This window comes from Hathewaya histolytica, assembly GCF_901482605.1.
GTDB classification, from domain to species: Bacteria; Bacillota; Clostridia; order Clostridiales; family Clostridiaceae; genus Hathewaya; species Hathewaya histolytica.
Window position 1 is genome coordinate 2357086 of sequence record NZ_LR590481.1, and the last position, 17022, is coordinate 2374107.

At 28.5% G+C, this 17022-nt stretch carries 12 protein-coding genes; 4 read left to right on the forward strand and 8 right to left on the reverse strand.

All coding sequences use genetic code 11. The features are described from left to right. Positions 1 to 12: 12 nt before the first annotated feature. Entirely contained in the window at positions 13 to 1422 is a 1410-nt protein-coding gene (locus FGL08_RS11315) for a basic amino acid/polyamine antiporter (RefSeq protein WP_138210893.1), read from the reverse strand. Between the two features lie 253 nt (positions 1423 to 1675). Then, positions 1676 to 3088, reverse strand: coding sequence for a basic amino acid/polyamine antiporter (locus FGL08_RS11320; RefSeq protein WP_138210894.1), 1413 nt, complete (start codon positions 3086 to 3088; stop codon positions 1676 to 1678). A 609-nt stretch (positions 3089 to 3697) separates the two neighbouring features. Here FGL08_RS11320 and FGL08_RS11325 point away from each other — a divergent pair. Further along, positions 3698 to 5425, forward strand: a complete 1728-nt coding sequence (locus FGL08_RS11325) for a phospho-sugar mutase (RefSeq protein ID WP_138210895.1) — start codon at positions 3698 to 3700, stop codon at positions 5423 to 5425. A 20-nt stretch (positions 5426 to 5445) separates the two neighbouring features. Then, positions 5446 to 5682 (forward strand): DUF2164 domain-containing protein, encoded by a 237-nt coding sequence (locus FGL08_RS11330; protein WP_138210896.1) that lies wholly within the window; start codon positions 5446 to 5448, stop codon positions 5680 to 5682. Positions 5683 to 5734: 52 nt separating this feature from the next. Here FGL08_RS11330 and FGL08_RS11335 read toward each other — a convergent pair whose 3' ends face one another. The 3 genes from FGL08_RS11335 to FGL08_RS11345 all read right to left on the reverse strand — a co-directional run bounded on the left by FGL08_RS11335 (position 5735) and on the right by FGL08_RS11345 (position 8692). Then, a complete protein-coding gene (locus FGL08_RS11335; protein ID WP_138210897.1) occupies positions 5735 to 6433 on the reverse strand; it encodes a response regulator transcription factor in 699 nt (232 codons plus the stop codon). 11 nt (positions 6434 to 6444) lie between these two features. Next, positions 6445 to 8265 carry a sensor histidine kinase gene (locus tag FGL08_RS11340; RefSeq protein ID WP_171012061.1) on the reverse strand — a complete coding sequence of 607 codons (1821 nt, stop codon included), beginning with the start codon at positions 8263 to 8265 and terminating at the stop codon, positions 6445 to 6447. A gap of 232 nt (positions 8266 to 8497) precedes the next feature. Beyond that, positions 8498 to 8692 (reverse strand): hypothetical protein, encoded by a 195-nt coding sequence (locus tag FGL08_RS11345; protein WP_138210899.1) that lies wholly within the window; start codon positions 8690 to 8692, stop codon positions 8498 to 8500. Positions 8693 to 8880: 188 nt separating this feature from the next. Between FGL08_RS11345 and FGL08_RS11350 the strand changes: the two genes are divergently transcribed. Then, positions 8881 to 9849, forward strand: coding sequence for a CPBP family intramembrane glutamic endopeptidase (locus FGL08_RS11350; RefSeq protein ID WP_138210900.1), 969 nt, complete (start codon positions 8881 to 8883; stop codon positions 9847 to 9849). 72 nt (positions 9850 to 9921) lie between these two features. Here FGL08_RS11350 and FGL08_RS11355 read toward each other — a convergent pair whose 3' ends face one another. The 3 genes from FGL08_RS11355 to FGL08_RS11365 form a co-directional block, all read right to left on the reverse strand. Continuing rightward, positions 9922 to 11280: an MATE family efflux transporter gene (locus FGL08_RS11355; RefSeq protein WP_138210901.1), complete on the reverse strand. Its 1359-nt coding sequence runs from the start codon at positions 11278 to 11280 to the stop codon at positions 9922 to 9924. A 75-nt stretch (positions 11281 to 11355) separates the two neighbouring features. Continuing rightward, positions 11356 to 14880, reverse strand: coding sequence for an SbcC/MukB-like Walker B domain-containing protein (locus FGL08_RS11360; protein WP_138210902.1), 3525 nt, complete (start codon positions 14878 to 14880; stop codon positions 11356 to 11358). Positions 14881 to 14882: 2 nt separating this feature from the next. Next, complete coding sequence (locus FGL08_RS11365; RefSeq protein WP_138210903.1) at positions 14883 to 16097, reverse strand: exonuclease SbcCD subunit D; 1215 nt, start codon at positions 16095 to 16097, stop codon at positions 14883 to 14885. 332 nt (positions 16098 to 16429) lie between these two features. On the opposite strand from FGL08_RS11365, the gene FGL08_RS11370 reads away from it, so the two are divergent. Then, complete coding sequence (locus FGL08_RS11370; protein ID WP_138210904.1) at positions 16430 to 16930, forward strand: nitroreductase family protein; 501 nt, start codon at positions 16430 to 16432, stop codon at positions 16928 to 16930. The last annotated feature ends 92 nt before the right edge of the window (positions 16931 to 17022 follow it).

The following is a 17022-nucleotide window of genomic DNA, read 5'->3' on the forward strand; positions in this document are numbered from 1 at the left end:
TGCAATATTATTTTATATTTTTATTCTACCAGTTAAAAGCATAACCAACATAAATATAGCTATTAAGGTTATAATTAGCATAGCCAACTTATCATTTTTGCTTATTTCTTTTCCATTTTCTTTAGAAGATCTTATATATATATATATTCCTAATGCATATAAAATAATAGTTAAACCTAAATAAGTTATACCTATGGCATAAACTACATATACAGTATATACAGATGCTATAATAGAAATAACCTTATCTCTAGTTGTAAATCCATCAGTGAAAGATATTTTAAGTCCATATAATGCCGAAAATAGATATGGTATTACTATAGAAGTAGTCGCAATACTATAAATTATAAAATATGCTTTTTGAAAAGAGTTTGATAAAAGTGCAAAAATAAATATTTGAGTACATATAGTAGTAACTAATAGAGAGTTTCTAGGAGTACCATTTTCATTTAATTCACTAAACCACTTTGGCATGCTTCCATCTTTAGCTACTAAGTAAGGTATTTCAGCAGCTAGCATTACCCAACTTATAAAAGCTCCAACAAGAGAAATTATAAGTCCTAACTTTGCGATTAAAGCTCCACTCTTTCCAATAATTGTGTTCCCTAAAAGATCAGCAAACGGTGTCACAGATTTACCCAATGCTTTTGCTTCAACCACTCCCATAGTTATAAGACTTACTAACATATATATAGCTAAGGTTACAAGCAAGCTGGTTATTATAGCTTTAGATACAATTTTTTGAGACTTAGCTCTTTCTGATAAAACAGCTGCTGCTTCTACCCCAACAAAACTCCATAATATAGTTCCCATAGAACGACTAATTTGAGTTAATACATTGGTTTTTCCTCCTGTAGAGGCTAAAACATTTTTCCAATTAGGTACAAAGAATATACCCCCCTTAAAAACTAATATTCCTAAAACAATTGCTAAGAATATAGGAATTAATTTAGCCACAGTTACTATAGAATTAATAGCACCTGTATTTTTAGTCCCCCTCATTTGCATGAAATACACAGCCCATAAAAATAAACTACCTAATATAAATGATATTAAAGGATTTAATCCCCCAACTAAATCACCCAATGTTTTGAACAATAACACTATAAAGGCTACATTTCCAAGCCATGCACTTATCCAATATCCCCAAGCAGAATTGAAACCAGCAAACTCACCAAATCCTTCCCTAGCATAAGTATATATACCACCTGTAAGCTCAGGTTTTTTATTGGCAAGCATACTAAAAACAAGTGCTAACCCTATAATACCTACCCCACCTATAATCCAAGCAATAATAGCTGCTTGAGGGTTAGCTACTTGAATCATATCCGTAGGACTATTAAAAATACCTCCCCCAATCATTGATCCTATTCCAATCAAGATTAGCATCCATAAACCTAATTTACCTTTATCTTCACTCATTCCCTACTCTCCTTTTCTTTTGTAAAATTCTTTTTATAAAGTATGCACTATTATTGTTTACACTTTTAATTTAATTATTTATAATTTCTACAATTAAGAGTTTCATTTATGTATTGCATATTCACCCTTAATTATGTATAATTGTTCATATAAAAAAGCCAATCACAATGAAGTGACTGACTGATTTTATAATTTATTATCATTTTGTATTGTATTTTATATTTTAAACTAATAATATTTTTAAACATTTTAATTATACAGTTATTTTTCCTGTTGCAATTAAAGCTATAACTAGTAAAGCTATTAGAACTATTATGGCCATTGCAACTTTTTCTTTTTTATCAATACTTTTTCCATGTTCTTTCTTAGCCTTTAAATACACTAAAATACCGAATGCATATAATATAACTGTTAATCCAATGTATGTTAATCCAACCGAATATACAACATAAGCTGTGTATAAAGATGCAATTGCAGATATTATCTTGTCTTTAAATGTAAAGTTTTCTTTTATTGAAACTTTTAATCCATAGAAAGCAGATAATAAATATGGTATTAAAATAGCAGTTGTAGCAATATTAAACACCATTGAATATGCTTTTTGGAATGAACTTGATAATAAAGATAACAAAAATAATTGTGTACATACTGTAGTTATAAATAATGAATTTACTGGACAATCATTTTTATTTGTCTTTGAGAAATACTTAGGCATTGCTCCATCTTTTGCAAGGATATATGGTGTTTCAGCAGCTAACATAACCCAACTAATAAAAGCACCAAATAATGAAATTATAAGTCCCAATCTAGCAACTAAAGCTCCCGCTTGTCCAATTGCAGTTTTTCCTAGTAAATCAGAAAATGGAGTTATAGAATTTCCTAATTCTTTAGCTGGTATAACTCCCATGGCTATAATACTTACTAACATATATATAGCTAAGGTTGAAAGTAAACTAATAATAATTGCTTTTCCAACTATTTTTTGAGACTTCGCTCTTTCAGATAAAACTACAGCAGCCTCTATTCCAACAAAGCACCATAATATAGCACCCATAGAACCGTTAACTTGTTTTAATAAAGATGTAGCCTCACCAGTCGCGGCTAAAGTATTCTTCCAATTTTGAACTACAAATATATCTTTTTTAAATACTAAAACTCCTAAGATAATAGCTAATACTATAGGTACTAATTTAGCTACTGTTGCTACAGCATTTATAATTCCTGCATTTTTTACACCCTTTATTTGAAGTAAGAATACTGACCATAAAAATATTGATGCTAATATAAAAGTTATAAATGGATTCATACCACCTGTAAAATCTGATAAAGTCTTAAATAATAAAATAACAAATGCAACATTTCCAAGCCAAGCACTTAGCCAGTATCCCCAAGCTGAGTTAAATCCTGCAAAGTTACCAAACCCTTCTTTGGCATAAGCATAAATTCCACCAGTAAGTTCAGATTTCTTATTAGCAAGTAAATTAAATACTAAGGCAAGAGATATAACACCTATACCACCAACAATCCATCCTATAAGCACTGCTTGAGGATTTCCCTGCTTAATTAAATCTGTTGGACTATTAAAAATCCCGCCGCCAATCATAGAACCTATTCCTAATAAAACAAGCATTAATAAACCTAACTTATTATTCTCTTGTTTCTCCATAATAACTCTCCTTTTCTTGATGTTTTTACTTAAGATATAATATAGTAGTTATTTTTTTAACAATGGTACTTAAAAATTTTTGGGGAATATATCTTTATATTATGTCGAAATTTGTTAAGCTTAACTATGACCTTATTATAAATAATTTTTAAGATAAAGTAAACTCATTTTTTTACATTTTATGCTTGTTTTTAACTTTTTATTATAATTATTGTATTAATTATAAAGAATTACTTGAATATTTATGTTTATTAATTTAAAAATTTTATTAATTTTTTAGTTTCTTTAAAATAGATTAAATTTTGGGACTATTCTTAATTATATTATCTTAATTAAAGTATAAGTGAGTTTGACTCTCATTTATCCTCTTATCAAGATCCATATTAATCCAGTTGCCTTTTAAAAATAAATTTTATTTTATGCATATTCTTTAATTTTTATTGCATATAAAAAAAATTAAATTTTTTAAATTTTTTTTATCGTATCACTCTTTTCATGCAAGCATCAAAGTAACAGTATAAGTTTACTTTTATTTCAAAGACTAATATAATAAAATAGGTTTATATTAGTTTTATCCTTATAAAAAATTATAGTAAGGGAGTGGAATACATGGATTATAAAAAAATCTATGGGGATTGGTTAAACAATCCATATATTGATGAAAACACAAAATCAGAACTGAATGCTTTAAAAGATGAAAAAGAAATCGAAGATAGATTCTACAAAGAATTGGAATTCGGTACTGCAGGACTTAGAGGAAAACTTGGTGCTGGAACAAATAGAATGAATATATATAATGTTGCAAAAGTTACACAAGGATTAGCTTCATTTATATGTGAAAAAGGTATTGATGCTATGAATAGAGGTGTCGCTATTGCATATGATTGCAGGCACTTTTCTAAAGAATTCGCAAAAACTGCTGCCCTCGTTCTATGTGCTAATGGAATTAAAGCTTATTTATTTGAAGATTTAAGACCAACACCAGAACTTTCATTTACAGTAAGACATCTAAATACAATTGCAGGGATAGTAGTTACTGCAAGTCATAACCCTAAAGATTATAATGGCTATAAAGTTTATTGGGAAGATGGTGCGCAGGTTTTATCTGAAATAGCTGACCCTATTTTAGATAAAATACTGAAAATAAAAGATTTTGCAGAAGTAAAGAAGATAGATGAAAAAGAAGCCACTGAAAAAGGACTTTTTAAAGTTATAGGTAAAGAAATAGATGATCTGTATTTAGCGAAAGTCAAAGCTTTAGCTTTAAGAGACACTAAAGAGGAAATAGATAAGGATATTAAAATAGTATATACCCCTCTTAATGGAACTGGAAATAAACCTGTAAGAAGAGTGTTAAGTGAAAGAGGATTTACCAATATCACTGTAGTTCCAGAGCAAGAAAATCCTGATCCAGATTTCACAACTGTAGGATATCCAAACCCGGAGGATACAAAAGCATTCAAATACGCTGAGGATCTTGGTAAAAAGATTGATGCTGAACTTCTTATAGCTACAGATCCAGATTGTGATAGACTAGCAATAGAGGTTAAAGACACTAATGGTGAATATGTTGCATTTAACGGAAACCAAACTGGAGCAATTTTAATTAACTATATAGTAAGCAGCATGAAGGAGAAAGGAAAACTTCCTAATGGTGCTTCTATAGTTAAATCTATAGTTACAGGAGATCTTGGAAAAACTATAGCTAAATCTTTTGGTGTAGAAACTTATGAAGCTCTAACAGGATTTAAAAATATTTGTGGCCAAATTCCAATGCTTTTAGAAAATAATAAAAAGTTTATATTTGGATACGAAGAAAGCATAGGATATGTAACAGATACTTTCGTTAGAGATAAGGATGGTGTTATGTCAGCTATGTTCCTATGTGAAGCTGCTGCTTACTATAAAAAGCAAGGAAAATCCTTAATAGATGTATTAAATGAAATTTATGAAGAACATGGTTACTATAGGGAAAAACAGATTTCTCTAGTATTAGAAGGAATTGAAGGAAAAGAAAGAATCGAAAGAATGATGACTGAGTACAGAAAAGACTTCCCTAAAACTATGGGAACTGCAGAACTAATTAAATACATTGACTACAAATACAGAAAATCTTTTGACTTACTTACAAATAAAGAATCCTTAAGTGAAATACCATCATCAAACGTTTTAAGATTTTTCCTAAACGATGAAAGCTGGTATGCTGTAAGACCATCTGGAACAGAACCTAAGATTAAAATCTATTTATATTCAAAAGGTTCAAGCTTAAAAGAGGCAGATGACAAGATAATTAAAATGGAAGAAATAGTATTAGGAAAATTAAACTCTATAGAATAATTTTCAAGGGGGCTTTTAATTTGAGTACTAATATTAAATTAAGTAAAGAAAAAAGGGAGAATATGATTTCCTTGATTCAGGAGTATTTTGAAAAAGAGCATGATGAAGACTTTGGAGATTTGGCAGCCGGTTTTATTTTAGACTTTATAATAGAAAAACTAGGCCCTGAGTTCTACAATCAAGGTGTTTATGACTCCTATATTTATATGACAGATAAGATAGAAGACCTTCTTTCTCTTCAAAAAAGTGTAAGATAACTAAGAAAGCATTATGAGTTTCATTAGAATTCATAATGCTTTCTTATTACTTTTATTCCATTTTATAACCTACCCCCCATACAGTTTTGATATACTGAGCTTTTCTTGGGTCTTCTTCAATTTTTTCTCTAAGTCGTCTTATATGAACCATTACTGTGTTTCCTGAATCAAAACAATCTTCATTCCATACTGTCTCGTATATCCTATCCGTACTAAACACCATGCCCCTATTAGTAGATAGTAATTTTAATATGTTGAATTCTATAGGAGTTAGTTTTATTTCATCTCCGTTTTTCCTTACCTTGTATCCATTTAAATCTATCTCTATCTCTCCTATATTTATTATGTTTTCATTTTTTTCTTTAGTTTCACACGTATTTAAAACCTTATATCGTCTTAACTGCGACTTCACCCTAGCCATAAGTTCTAATGGATTAAATGGTTTTGTTAAATAATCATCAGCCCCTGTGGATAATCCTAATATCTTATCCATATCCTCGCTTTTTGCAGATAACATTATAATTGGTATATTATTTTGCTCTCTTATTTTCATACATGTATCTATTCCGCTTAATTTAGGCATCATTATATCCAATATAATTAAATCTATCTTATTAGTTTTTAATATTTCTAAAGCCTCTATTCCGTCTTCTGCCTTTAATGCATCAAAGCCTTCATTTTTAAGATATATACCAACTAAATCTCTTATATCTTTTTCATCATCCACTATAAGAATGCAATTATTATTCAAAAGATCACCGCCTATTTTTTATAAAGTCTTACTTTAAAGGAGACTATATTTCCATTCAGTTCTGCCCATATGTCCCCACCATGTAATTCTACTATACTTTTAGCTATAGCAAGTCCTAGTCCACTACCTCCAGTATCTGAATTCCTAGATTTATCGCCTCTATAAAATCTTTCAAATATCTTATCCAGCTCTTCTCTAGTTATATCATTATTACAGGTATTTTCAACTGTAATTACAGTATTTATACTAGTATCCTTACAAAATATTTTAATTTTTTGCTCTTCTTCACTATACTTTATAGCATTACTTAATAAGTTTTCAAATACTCTAGATAGTTTTTCTCCATCTACATTCATTATAACCTTATTATTTTCCATACTGTCAACTATTTCTATATTCTTTTTCTCTGCACTTGGAGAAAGTTCAACCATAAGTTGTCTTATAAGTTCATTTATATCAATATCATTTTTCTTTAAACTTATTCCCTCATTATTCATTTTCGTAAATTGAAATAAATCCTCTATTAAGTTTTTAAGTTTATCTGCCTTATTATAAGCAATATTTAAAAAATCTTCTCTTTCTTTTTCACTTTCATATTTTCCATCCTTAACTAATCCTATATATCCCATAACTGAAGTAAGAGGAGTTCTTAAGTCATGTGATATATTAGTTATAAGTTCATTTTTAGTTTTTTCTGCCAACCTCTCATTTTCCATTTTCTCTTTTATTTCTCTTTCCATATAATTTATATCTGACGCTAGTACTGCAAGCTCATCATATCCTTTAATCTCTACATTATAGTTTAAATCTCCTTTTGATATTTCTCTTAAAGAACTAGATATATATTCTATATAAGATATTTTTCTCTTTGTTATCATTAAAAATATCACTATAAATGTAATAAATGATAGTATAAACGATAGAAATGCACTGGCATCTGTATATGTAGTCATTTCAACTCCATCTAGCATACTTTCATAAACCAAATAATAATTACTACTACCTATTTTAATAGGATAAAAACCGTAAAATTCCCTCTCTCCCCTATAGCTACTTCTACTTCCACCTCTATCATAGACTTGATCCTCATTTCTGTAATTTAATTTAGACTTAGACATTTTATCTATAATATTGTATACATTTATTTTTTCAGCATAAGTAGCCTTAGAGGAAAACTTAACATTTCCATCTAAATCTGTTAGAAATACATTTGCATCCCTATATATAATCTTTTCGTTTATAGATTCCTTAATAAATTCCTCAGAACCTAAATACTTTTCTATTTCTTCTCTGACATTTTCTGTAGCACTATTTTTCTGCATGGTTTTTGAAATAAGTTCTTTTAATTTATTTCTGTAATTATCTCTATTATTCTCATTAAGATCTACCCCGTAATTACTTAATATAAATTCTAATTCTTGATGATTAAACTCCTCTTTCTTAGTAAAATTTTCTCTTAAAGAATTAATACTACTATCTATTGCTCCCTTATTTTGGTTATAGTATTTATTGTAATCCTTGTTTGAAATAGTTATAAGTTTTGATAAAAGTTCACGCACTTTATTTTCTTCTTTGATATTATCATCATAGTAACTTATATAAGTTTGTTTTGAAATCTTATTCTTCAAAAAACCATTAAATATGTTAAAGCTTATAAATGATAGGACTATACAAATTAAAGTAATCGTTAAAAGCTCAAGTCTTAAACTTTTTTGAATTAAAGATTTCTTGTCTAAGTAGAAGTTCATTCCCTTAGCCTTTAATCTTTTAAGTCCCATTACCTCTTCATTAGGTGACTTATTCTTTCTTCTAAATAACCTTCTAAAAATCATAATCATCCTCTCCTAAGAACTTGTATTTAAATTGTATAATATTCTAAACACCTCGTATAATTATTTTAACATCATTTCATTAACAAAAACCTTCTTAAATTCTTACAAATTCTTAATATTCTTTTAAACAAGAAAGCTGTACTCTATTTAACATAGAAGTACAGCTTAAGCTTATTAGTTAATAATTAAAAATAGTAATTTTATTCTAACATATAATCAATCATAGATTATATTAGTCACAGCAAGTTCTTATAAAAAGAACTCTCCTTAAATTTACATGAACACATCTATTACATCTTTGTCTTATGATTAGGAACTTACCACAGGTTCCTACCACTTCTCCAGTTATACAAATATCATTAGGAAAAACTACTGTTACTCTTTCACATTCCCTAAAGCATCCTCTTATATCTGATGAGTTTCTCATGGTATCCCTCCATTGTTAAAAGTTAAAAGGTTTAAATAACCTCTCAATACTAATATATTAAACCTAATAATTTATGTTACTATCTAACATTGAAAACTACTATCATATTTTGCAGATATCTTACAAAACTACTATATTAAGCTTTTTTATGTTATAATAATTTTAAGTTTTTTTAGGAGGTGTATTTTTTGAAACGAGCTTTTAAAGTTAACATTTTATTTTTAATAATAATAGTCCTTCAAATTTCTTTAGTTTTATTCGGAGCTCCTTTAAGTAAGTATATTCCAATTAATTTAGTATTAATTATAGGAAGTATTTTATTTGTGTACATGCCCGCTGTAATCTATATATTAGTAAATAAACAATCATTCAAAGATACATTAAAATTAAACAAATTAGGATTTGACAACGCATTAAATTGTGGTCTTATATTCTTACTTCTATTACCAGTTACTTCATTTTGTAATCTACTAACTAGTGTATGGTTTAAAAATAATATCCCAGAAGCTATGGGAAATACGTATTCTGGATCAGCCCTTTTATTCTTTTTCACCTTAGCTGTAATGCCAGCTATAGGAGAAGAACTGGTTATGAGAGGCGTAATTCTTGACGGATACAAAAAAATAAATATACACAAGGCTGCAGTAGTAAATGGTTTTTTATTTGCCGTACTACACTTAAATCCACCTCAATTTTTATATGCCTTTATACTAGGTGTGATTTTTTCTTATTTGGTTGTATATACAAATTCCCTATTTTCATCTATGCTTGTACATTTTTTATTTAACGGATTAAGTTCCCTAGTATTTATACTCACAGTAAAACTTAAGGGTGCTTTAGATAGTAACACTCTAAAAGAAGCAGCTAATACCGCATCGGTAATAGACAAACAATATATTACAGCCTTAGTGATTTCAGGATTAGTAGCTTCAGTATGTTTACTAGTTATAGCCCTAATTCTTAGAAAATTAAAAATTAAAAATAACTATGAAGAAAGATTTAATTTTAAAGAACATACCTTTAACTTAGAAGAAAGTAATGACAATGATGAGTTCGCACATCTAAACCCTAAAAAGAGTAAAATTATTGCGTACTCACCTATACTTATATCTTTCATATTATTTATGTTTATAATTATTTTAAGTATGATGGTTTAAATTATAAATAAAACCCCATGATTAAATGATGATTTTTCATACATTTTTTCATGGGATTTTTTATTAATATTCTTATTCAGATTTTAATAACTTCTCTTCTTTATTTAATATCATTATCTGTTTTACTAGAAATATTGCAGTTAAAACAGATGCTAAAAAGTCTGATATAGGGGTTGAAATCCATACTCCATTTAATCCTAAAAATTTAGGAAGTATAATAAGTAATGGTATTAATATAATAACCTGCCTAGAAAGAGATAGTATCATTGAAATAAGTGCTTTTCCAATAGCCTGAAAGAAGTTTGCAGCGATTACTTGGAATGCTACAATCGGCATAACCATACAATTAATTCTAATAGCATATGTACCTAGCTTTAGTAATTCAGGATCATTTCCAAAAGGTAGTATCATATATTTAGGGAATAATTGAATAACTATGTACCCGATTATAAATATTACTGTAGCTGCTAAAATAGCTAACTTTAAAGCTTCTTTAACTCTTTTGTATTCTTTTGCCCCATAGTTATAACCTATAATAGGTTGTGCCCCTTGATTAATTCCGAAAACCGGCATAAATATCAACATAGTAATACTATTTATAGCACCAATTACACCTACTGCTATATAACCACCGTGAGCGTTTAATGTTCTATTTTGAATAGCCGTAACCAAGCTTGCAGCTAGTTGCATAGCGAAAGGTGACATACCTATTGCTATAATATTCTTAATTAATCCTATATCTAATTTTAGATTTTCTTTTTTTAACTTTAAGGTACTATTGGCACTAAAAAAATATCTTAGCACCCATAATGAGCTTACCCCTTGTGAAATAATAGTAGCTAAAGCAGCGCCTTTTATTCCCATATTAAAGAAAGCCATAAATATATAATCTAAAATAATATTTAAAACTCCACCTATTAACATGGTATACATTGCAATTTTGGGGTTTCCTTCTGCCCTTATAATATTATTTAAACCAAAACCTATGTTTTGAAGAACTATACCTATCACTATTATGTTTATGTACTCTATAGCATAGCTTAAAGTTTCCTTACTTGCACCAAATGCTAAAAGAATTTGTTCTTTAAATACTAATCCAAGGATAGTTAAAATTAAAGAAATTATTATAATTAAAGTAAAAGCATTTCCTAAAATCCTCTCAGATTCCTCATGCTTATTTTGACCTAATCTTATTGAAATACATGCAGCAGAACCTATACCAATAAGCATACCGAATGCCATAATTATAAAAGCTATTGGAAAAGTAGATGTAAGTCCTGAAAGTGCCTTTGCTCCTACAAAATTCCCAATAAATATTCTATCTACTACATTATAAAAAGCATTTACTATCATACCTGCTATGGCAGGTAAAGAAAATTTAAATAATAATTTTCCTATACTCTCATTTTTTAATTGAATTGATCTTTCCAAATACCCACTTCCTTTCTATATTTTTTATTATATAAGTATTTAATATAATAAAGGCCTCAATAAGGCCTTTATTATTTAACTCAGTTCTATTTTGACCTTTGTTCCGCCTTCTCCAAACTTATTAGGATTTACTATAAGTTTAATAGGAACCCTGCCCTTAAGCTCATCTACGTGACTTATAATACCCACAGACATCTTATTATTATGAAGTTTTTCAAGGGAACTTATAACTACTTCTAAAAGATTAGAATCTAAAGTACCAAAACCTTCATCTAAAAAGAAAAATTCTAATGGAGAGCTACCTTTTAATTGTATCTGTGAGGACAATGATAATGCTAGGGCAAGAGAAGTTAGAAAGGTTTCTCCACCAGATAAAGTAGTACAATCTCTAACCACTCCTCCATTCATATCATCCCTTATGGTAAAATTACCTTCACCATCTATCTCTAGGGCATATCTGTTGCAAGTTATATCCTTAAGCCTTTTCGATGCTTCAAAAGCTATATACTTAAGTCTATTCATAGCCACGAATTCCACAAATTTATTCCCTTTAAAAAGTTTCATTATATCGTCTAAAAGACTCAATTTATGGTCTAAAGTTTTTTCTTCATTTCTTAAAACCTTAAGTTCATCTAAATCTTTCTTTATATCCATTATATGCTTTTCAAGAGTAGCTTTTTCTCTAACAGTTTCCATAAGTGAAGTTTCTATAGTTTCTTTTTTATCTTTTACCTCTTTAATCTTTTCCTTTTCTACATATCTTCCTTTTAATCTATCTTCTACTCTTTTTATATTACCCAGCAAGATACTCTTCTCGTCTTCATAAGATTTAATTTCATTCTCTATATCTTCTAGTTTTTCCTTACTTATATAAGATTCCAAGCAATGCTTTATGTTTATAAAATCATTTTCTTTAAAAAGATTATTAAGTTGTTCCTCTATTTTAACACATCTTTTCTCTAAATCTTCCTTTATCTGATTTTTCTTTATAAATTCATCTTCCAATCCCTTTACTCTATCTTTTACAGTTTCAATTTCTTTTTTATATTTATCATAAGAAGTATTTATTCTATCAATTTCATCTAATATTATTCTTAAAACTTTCTCGGGTGCTTCCCCTTTTGTAATTCCTGATATTTCTTTTTCAAAAACATCTATATTACTTTTCTTTTCTTTGCCCACCTCTTCTATAGATTTCATTTCAGATTGTAGGTCACCAATTTCTTTTGTTAAATTTTCTTTAACCAATAATAACTTTTTCTTATTTTCTATATCTAAACTTACTTGTTCTCTATAACGCTTTATTTGTTTCTCATTTTCCTTAATTTCTATCCATTTTCCTTCTACATTTTGTACATTTATCTCTCTTTTAATACCTTCTAGCTTCTGTATAAAATTATCTAAGGCATCTTTTAAAACTTTAATTTCATCTAACAAACTAGTTAAAGCTTTTTCCTCGCCGTTCAATCTTTCTCCTAACATAGCTTCACTTGAAAATATTTTATCTTTTTGTTTATTTAAGTCTAATAAATTTAACTCTAAATTATTTTTTTCCTTTTCAAAGTTCTCTATATCAAGTTGAGTCTTATTAAAAAGTAAGTTCTTATTCTCTAAATCAACTTTTAAAGTTTTTAGGTCGCCTATGCCTAAGGAATCTTCCTTATATGAATTTATTTCTTTAACTAAATCCTCTTCTTCCCTTTTAATTATAATAAGATTATTTTTCGCACTATTTAGCTTTTCTTTCACCTCTTCTTTAGATGTTCTAATATTGTCTAAATTATACTTTATGCCTTCCAATTCACCAGAATCTATTTCCTCTACTTCATTTTTATAATGAATGGAACCACAGACTGGACATGTGTCTCCATCATTTAACTCTTTTCTTATAATATAAGAAAGATTATCTATTTTAAGCTTTTCATAAATTTCTTCCTCTGCCTTGTACTTTTCTTCCAATAATTTATACTTATTTTGAAGATTATCTACCTCTTCTTCTAAATTAACCTTTCTTAAACTCTTCTCCTTTATTATTAATCCTAAGTTTTCAATTTTTTCTTCTAAAACTTCCTTATTTTTAACCTTTTCAGTTAAAACTCCTATTTCATCCTTAAAAGAAAGTAACAAATTATTATGTCCTGGGAAATTTTTCGTCAAATCTGTCTTTTTTTCCTCTTCTATATCTATTTTATCCAAAATTTCTTTTTTGGATTTTAAACATATTTCATAATCCTTCTTTAAGCTCTCTATATTTTTTTTCTTTTCTTTCTCTTTTTCTTCCTTTTCCTTTAAAAGTTCATGCTTGCTTTGAACTTCTCTATATATCATTACAGCTTCTTCTAATAAATCTTTTTCTTCTTCTCCGTACTCTAATTCCCTTATTTTTTTATTTAGAATTTGCTCCTGTTCTTCAAAGTTTCCAATTTCCAGTACTATTTCTTTTCTTTCATTTTCTTTAGTATTACTTTCTCCCCTAAGTATCTTATATTGTTCTACTAATTTCTCTCTTTCTTCTTTAATAGAATTACATCTTTTATACAATTCTAAAGCCCTAGACACATTTTCCTTGTCCCCTATTAAACTTGGAAGTCTATATGTCTTCTCCTGATCTACCTTTTTAAATTCATCCTCGATTTCTTTTAATGTAAATTTATTTTCATCTAACTTCCTATTTATATCCAAAAGATATTTTTCTTCATTTTCTAAATTGCTTTTATTAAGCTCTAATTCCTCTATAAAAGGCTTTATCTTAAGGCTACTCTTACCCTTTTCTAATCTAACCTTGTCCGTATCAATTACTTTCTGCTTTTCATTTAGTATGGTTTCTCTATTTTTATAGCTATAAATTTCCTCAGTTAACTCTCCTAATTCTTTTAGTTCTATATATTCTTTATCTACTTCTTCTTTTTTTCTCTTTAGTAATTCTTCTTTTTCATTTAGAATTTTAACTTCATTATTTTTTTCTTTATACATCTCATAAGTTAGATCTTCATACTTTTTAAGTTTTCCAATTAGAACATTTTTCTCATCAACATATTTCTTATTAATGGATGCTACTTTTCTATACAAGTTGTTTCCATACTTTTCAAGAGCGAAAATTCGCTCTAACATATTCCTTCTATCTTTTCCTTTTAGACTTAAAAACTCACTAAACTTACCCTGTGGTAGTACTACAGAACGGGTGAAATCATCACAATTAAGTCCTATGATTTGAAGTGAAGTATTGTTAACCTCCATAGGTCCTTCTGCAATAACATTAACCTTATTTTCAACTAACCTTGCATATTTTGTTTTAATACTTCCATGTTTATCTCTTTTAATACACCTTTCTGCGATATAATTCTTTCGTTCACCATCTCTTAAAATTTCGAACTCATAGCCTACTATAAGTTCGTCACAATTAGTATTTATATAATTTGTACTATTTCTTGATATCTTGCCATACAAAGCCAATGTAATAGCATCTAATATAGTAGATTTACCACTACCAGTAGGTCCAAATATTCCAAATAAACCTTTAGATGTTAACTTTTCAAAATCCACAACCTGATTTTCAATAAAACTATTTAACCCCTTTATCTCAAGCCTTATAGGTTTCACTATTATTCCCCCTCCTCTTCTTCCATTAACGCTATTTCAAGAAACAAATCCATAACCTCGTCACTTGGAGGAACCTCTCTCTCTTTTTTATAAAAATCTACAAACATCTCTTTAAAACTTTTTTCCGTATAACCTTGAAAATCCTCTTCTAAGTCTTCCTGATTTATAATAATAGGTCTTATTTCTAAGATATCTTTTTTTAATGCCTTCATGGCTTTTATATCTTCTTCTCCCAAATATCTATCAGTTTTTATCTCCATGTAAACCCAAACATCTCTTTCAGAGTTTTTCCTACACATATCTATGGCATGCTCAATAGAATCACACTTCCAAATCTCAATAGGCTTATAATTATTAAAGTAAACATCTTCTATCTTCGGTTCACTTCCCTTAACTATATCTAATATATAAGCACCCTTAGTGTATCCGATTTCGCTCTTACTATATTGAAGTGGAGAGCCTGCATATTTTATTATAGGAGAAGCTTTTTTCATAGTTTGAGGCTTATGTAAATGACCTAAAGCTACATACTGAATTTCCTTAGGAAAAATAGATGCACTTACAGCAAGACTTCCTCCTAACTGTATGTTTCTTTCAGAATCACACTCTTCCCCCCCTAAAACATATAAATGAGAAACTAAAAGATTTATAGTATCATCCCTATAGTTTTCACTTAATCCATCTATTAAATCTTTTATTTTATCTGAATAAGATTTTTGTCTTTCCTTTTCATCTATGGACTTATATAATACCTCATTCAATCTCTTCTCACTTGGATAAGGAATAGTCACGATGACTGCCCTTTCCCCATTTATTTCGATTTCCACATACCCTTGTCCACTATTTACAATTTTATGATTCCCACAATCACCAATATTTACAATACTTTTAGGTGTATCAAACATTATAACTCCTTGTTCATATGCAAGAGGATTAGCAGCAACTAATCTTTCTGGATTATCATGGTTACCTGCTATTATTAGAACCATTCTTTTTCCACCTTTAGTAATATCCTTAAGTACTTTATAAAACATTTTCTCCGCTCTTGCTGGTGGATTACTATTATCGTATATATCACCTGCTATAATTACTAGATCTATATCCTTTTCCTCTACTAGTATTTTAAAATCATTTAAAAATTTTTCCTGTTCATCTAACCTACTAAACCCTTCTAAATTTTTCCCTAGGTGCCAATCAGAGGTGTGTAATATTTTCATAAATATCCTCCTTTAAAAGATTCTAAATACATTATGACATGAATAAGAATAAAAGACAAAATCCATAATTTGTTTTTTATTATTAATTTCATCTATAGATAAATTATGTTCGATTATATTTTAATATATTTGTTGAATCTTCTGTCTATTTACATTAATATATTACTATACAATATAACCTTTAAAAATTAAATATATAAAAAAGTAGTATCCTATAAAAAATCGTTAACATATTGATTTTCTTTATCTCACTTAATAAAGTGAGATTTTGTTTTTTATATGATAAAATACTAATATAGATTAAGAATATATTATATGAGGTGACTATATTTATGGAAGCTATTTTTAGAAGAAGAAGTATTAGAAAATATAAGCCTATAAAAATTTCTGAAGATATGTTGGAAAATCTACTCCGTGCTGGAATGTCAGCCCCTTCTGCTGTAAATCAAAAACCTTGGCACTTTATAGTTATAGAAGATAGAACTAAGTTAGATGAAATTGCAACTACCCATCCTTATGCTAAAATGCTGTATGAGGCTCCACTTGCAATCTGTGTATGTGCTAATATGAATCTTGGAGATTTTAAACATTATTGGCCGCAAGATTGTTCAGCAGCCACAGAAAATATACTAATAGAAGCAGAACACCTTGGCCTTGGTGCTGTTTGGCTTGGTGTGTATCCAGTAGAAGACCTGATGGAAGGTGCTAAAAAGGTATTAAACTTACCAGATGATATAGTTCCTTTTTGTTTTATATCTATAGGATATCCTAATGAAGAAAAAAAACATTACGATAGATTTGATAAAGAAAGAATCCACTATAATAACTGGTAATGTAAAAAGGTGCCGAAAGGTTTTATATTAGCCTTCAGACACCTTTTTTATAATTCAATTTTTAGGTAACAAATATACATAGCGTATTTTTA

Excerpts from the sequence above, each read along its gene's own strand:
- FGL08_RS11315 (WP_138210893.1), bottom strand. The coding sequence starts at position 1,422 with ATGAGTGAAGATAAAGGTAAATTAGGTTTATGGATGCTAATCTTGATT.
- FGL08_RS11320 (WP_138210894.1), bottom strand. The coding sequence starts at position 3,088 with ATGGAGAAACAAGAGAATAATAAGTTAGGTTTATTAATGCTTGTTTTA.
- FGL08_RS11325 (WP_138210895.1), top strand. The coding sequence starts at position 3,698 with ATGGATTATAAAAAAATCTATGGGGATTGGTTAAACAATCCATATATT.
- FGL08_RS11340 (WP_171012061.1), bottom strand. The coding sequence starts at position 8,265 with ATGATTTTTAGAAGGTTATTTAGAAGAAAGAATAAGTCACCTAATGAA.
- FGL08_RS11345 (WP_138210899.1), bottom strand. The coding sequence starts at position 8,692 with ATGAGAAACTCATCAGATATAAGAGGATGCTTTAGGGAATGTGAAAGA.
- FGL08_RS11365 (WP_138210903.1), bottom strand. The coding sequence starts at position 16,097 with ATGAAAATATTACACACCTCTGATTGGCACCTAGGGAAAAATTTAGAA.
- FGL08_RS11370 (WP_138210904.1), top strand. The coding sequence starts at position 16,430 with ATGGAAGCTATTTTTAGAAGAAGAAGTATTAGAAAATATAAGCCTATA.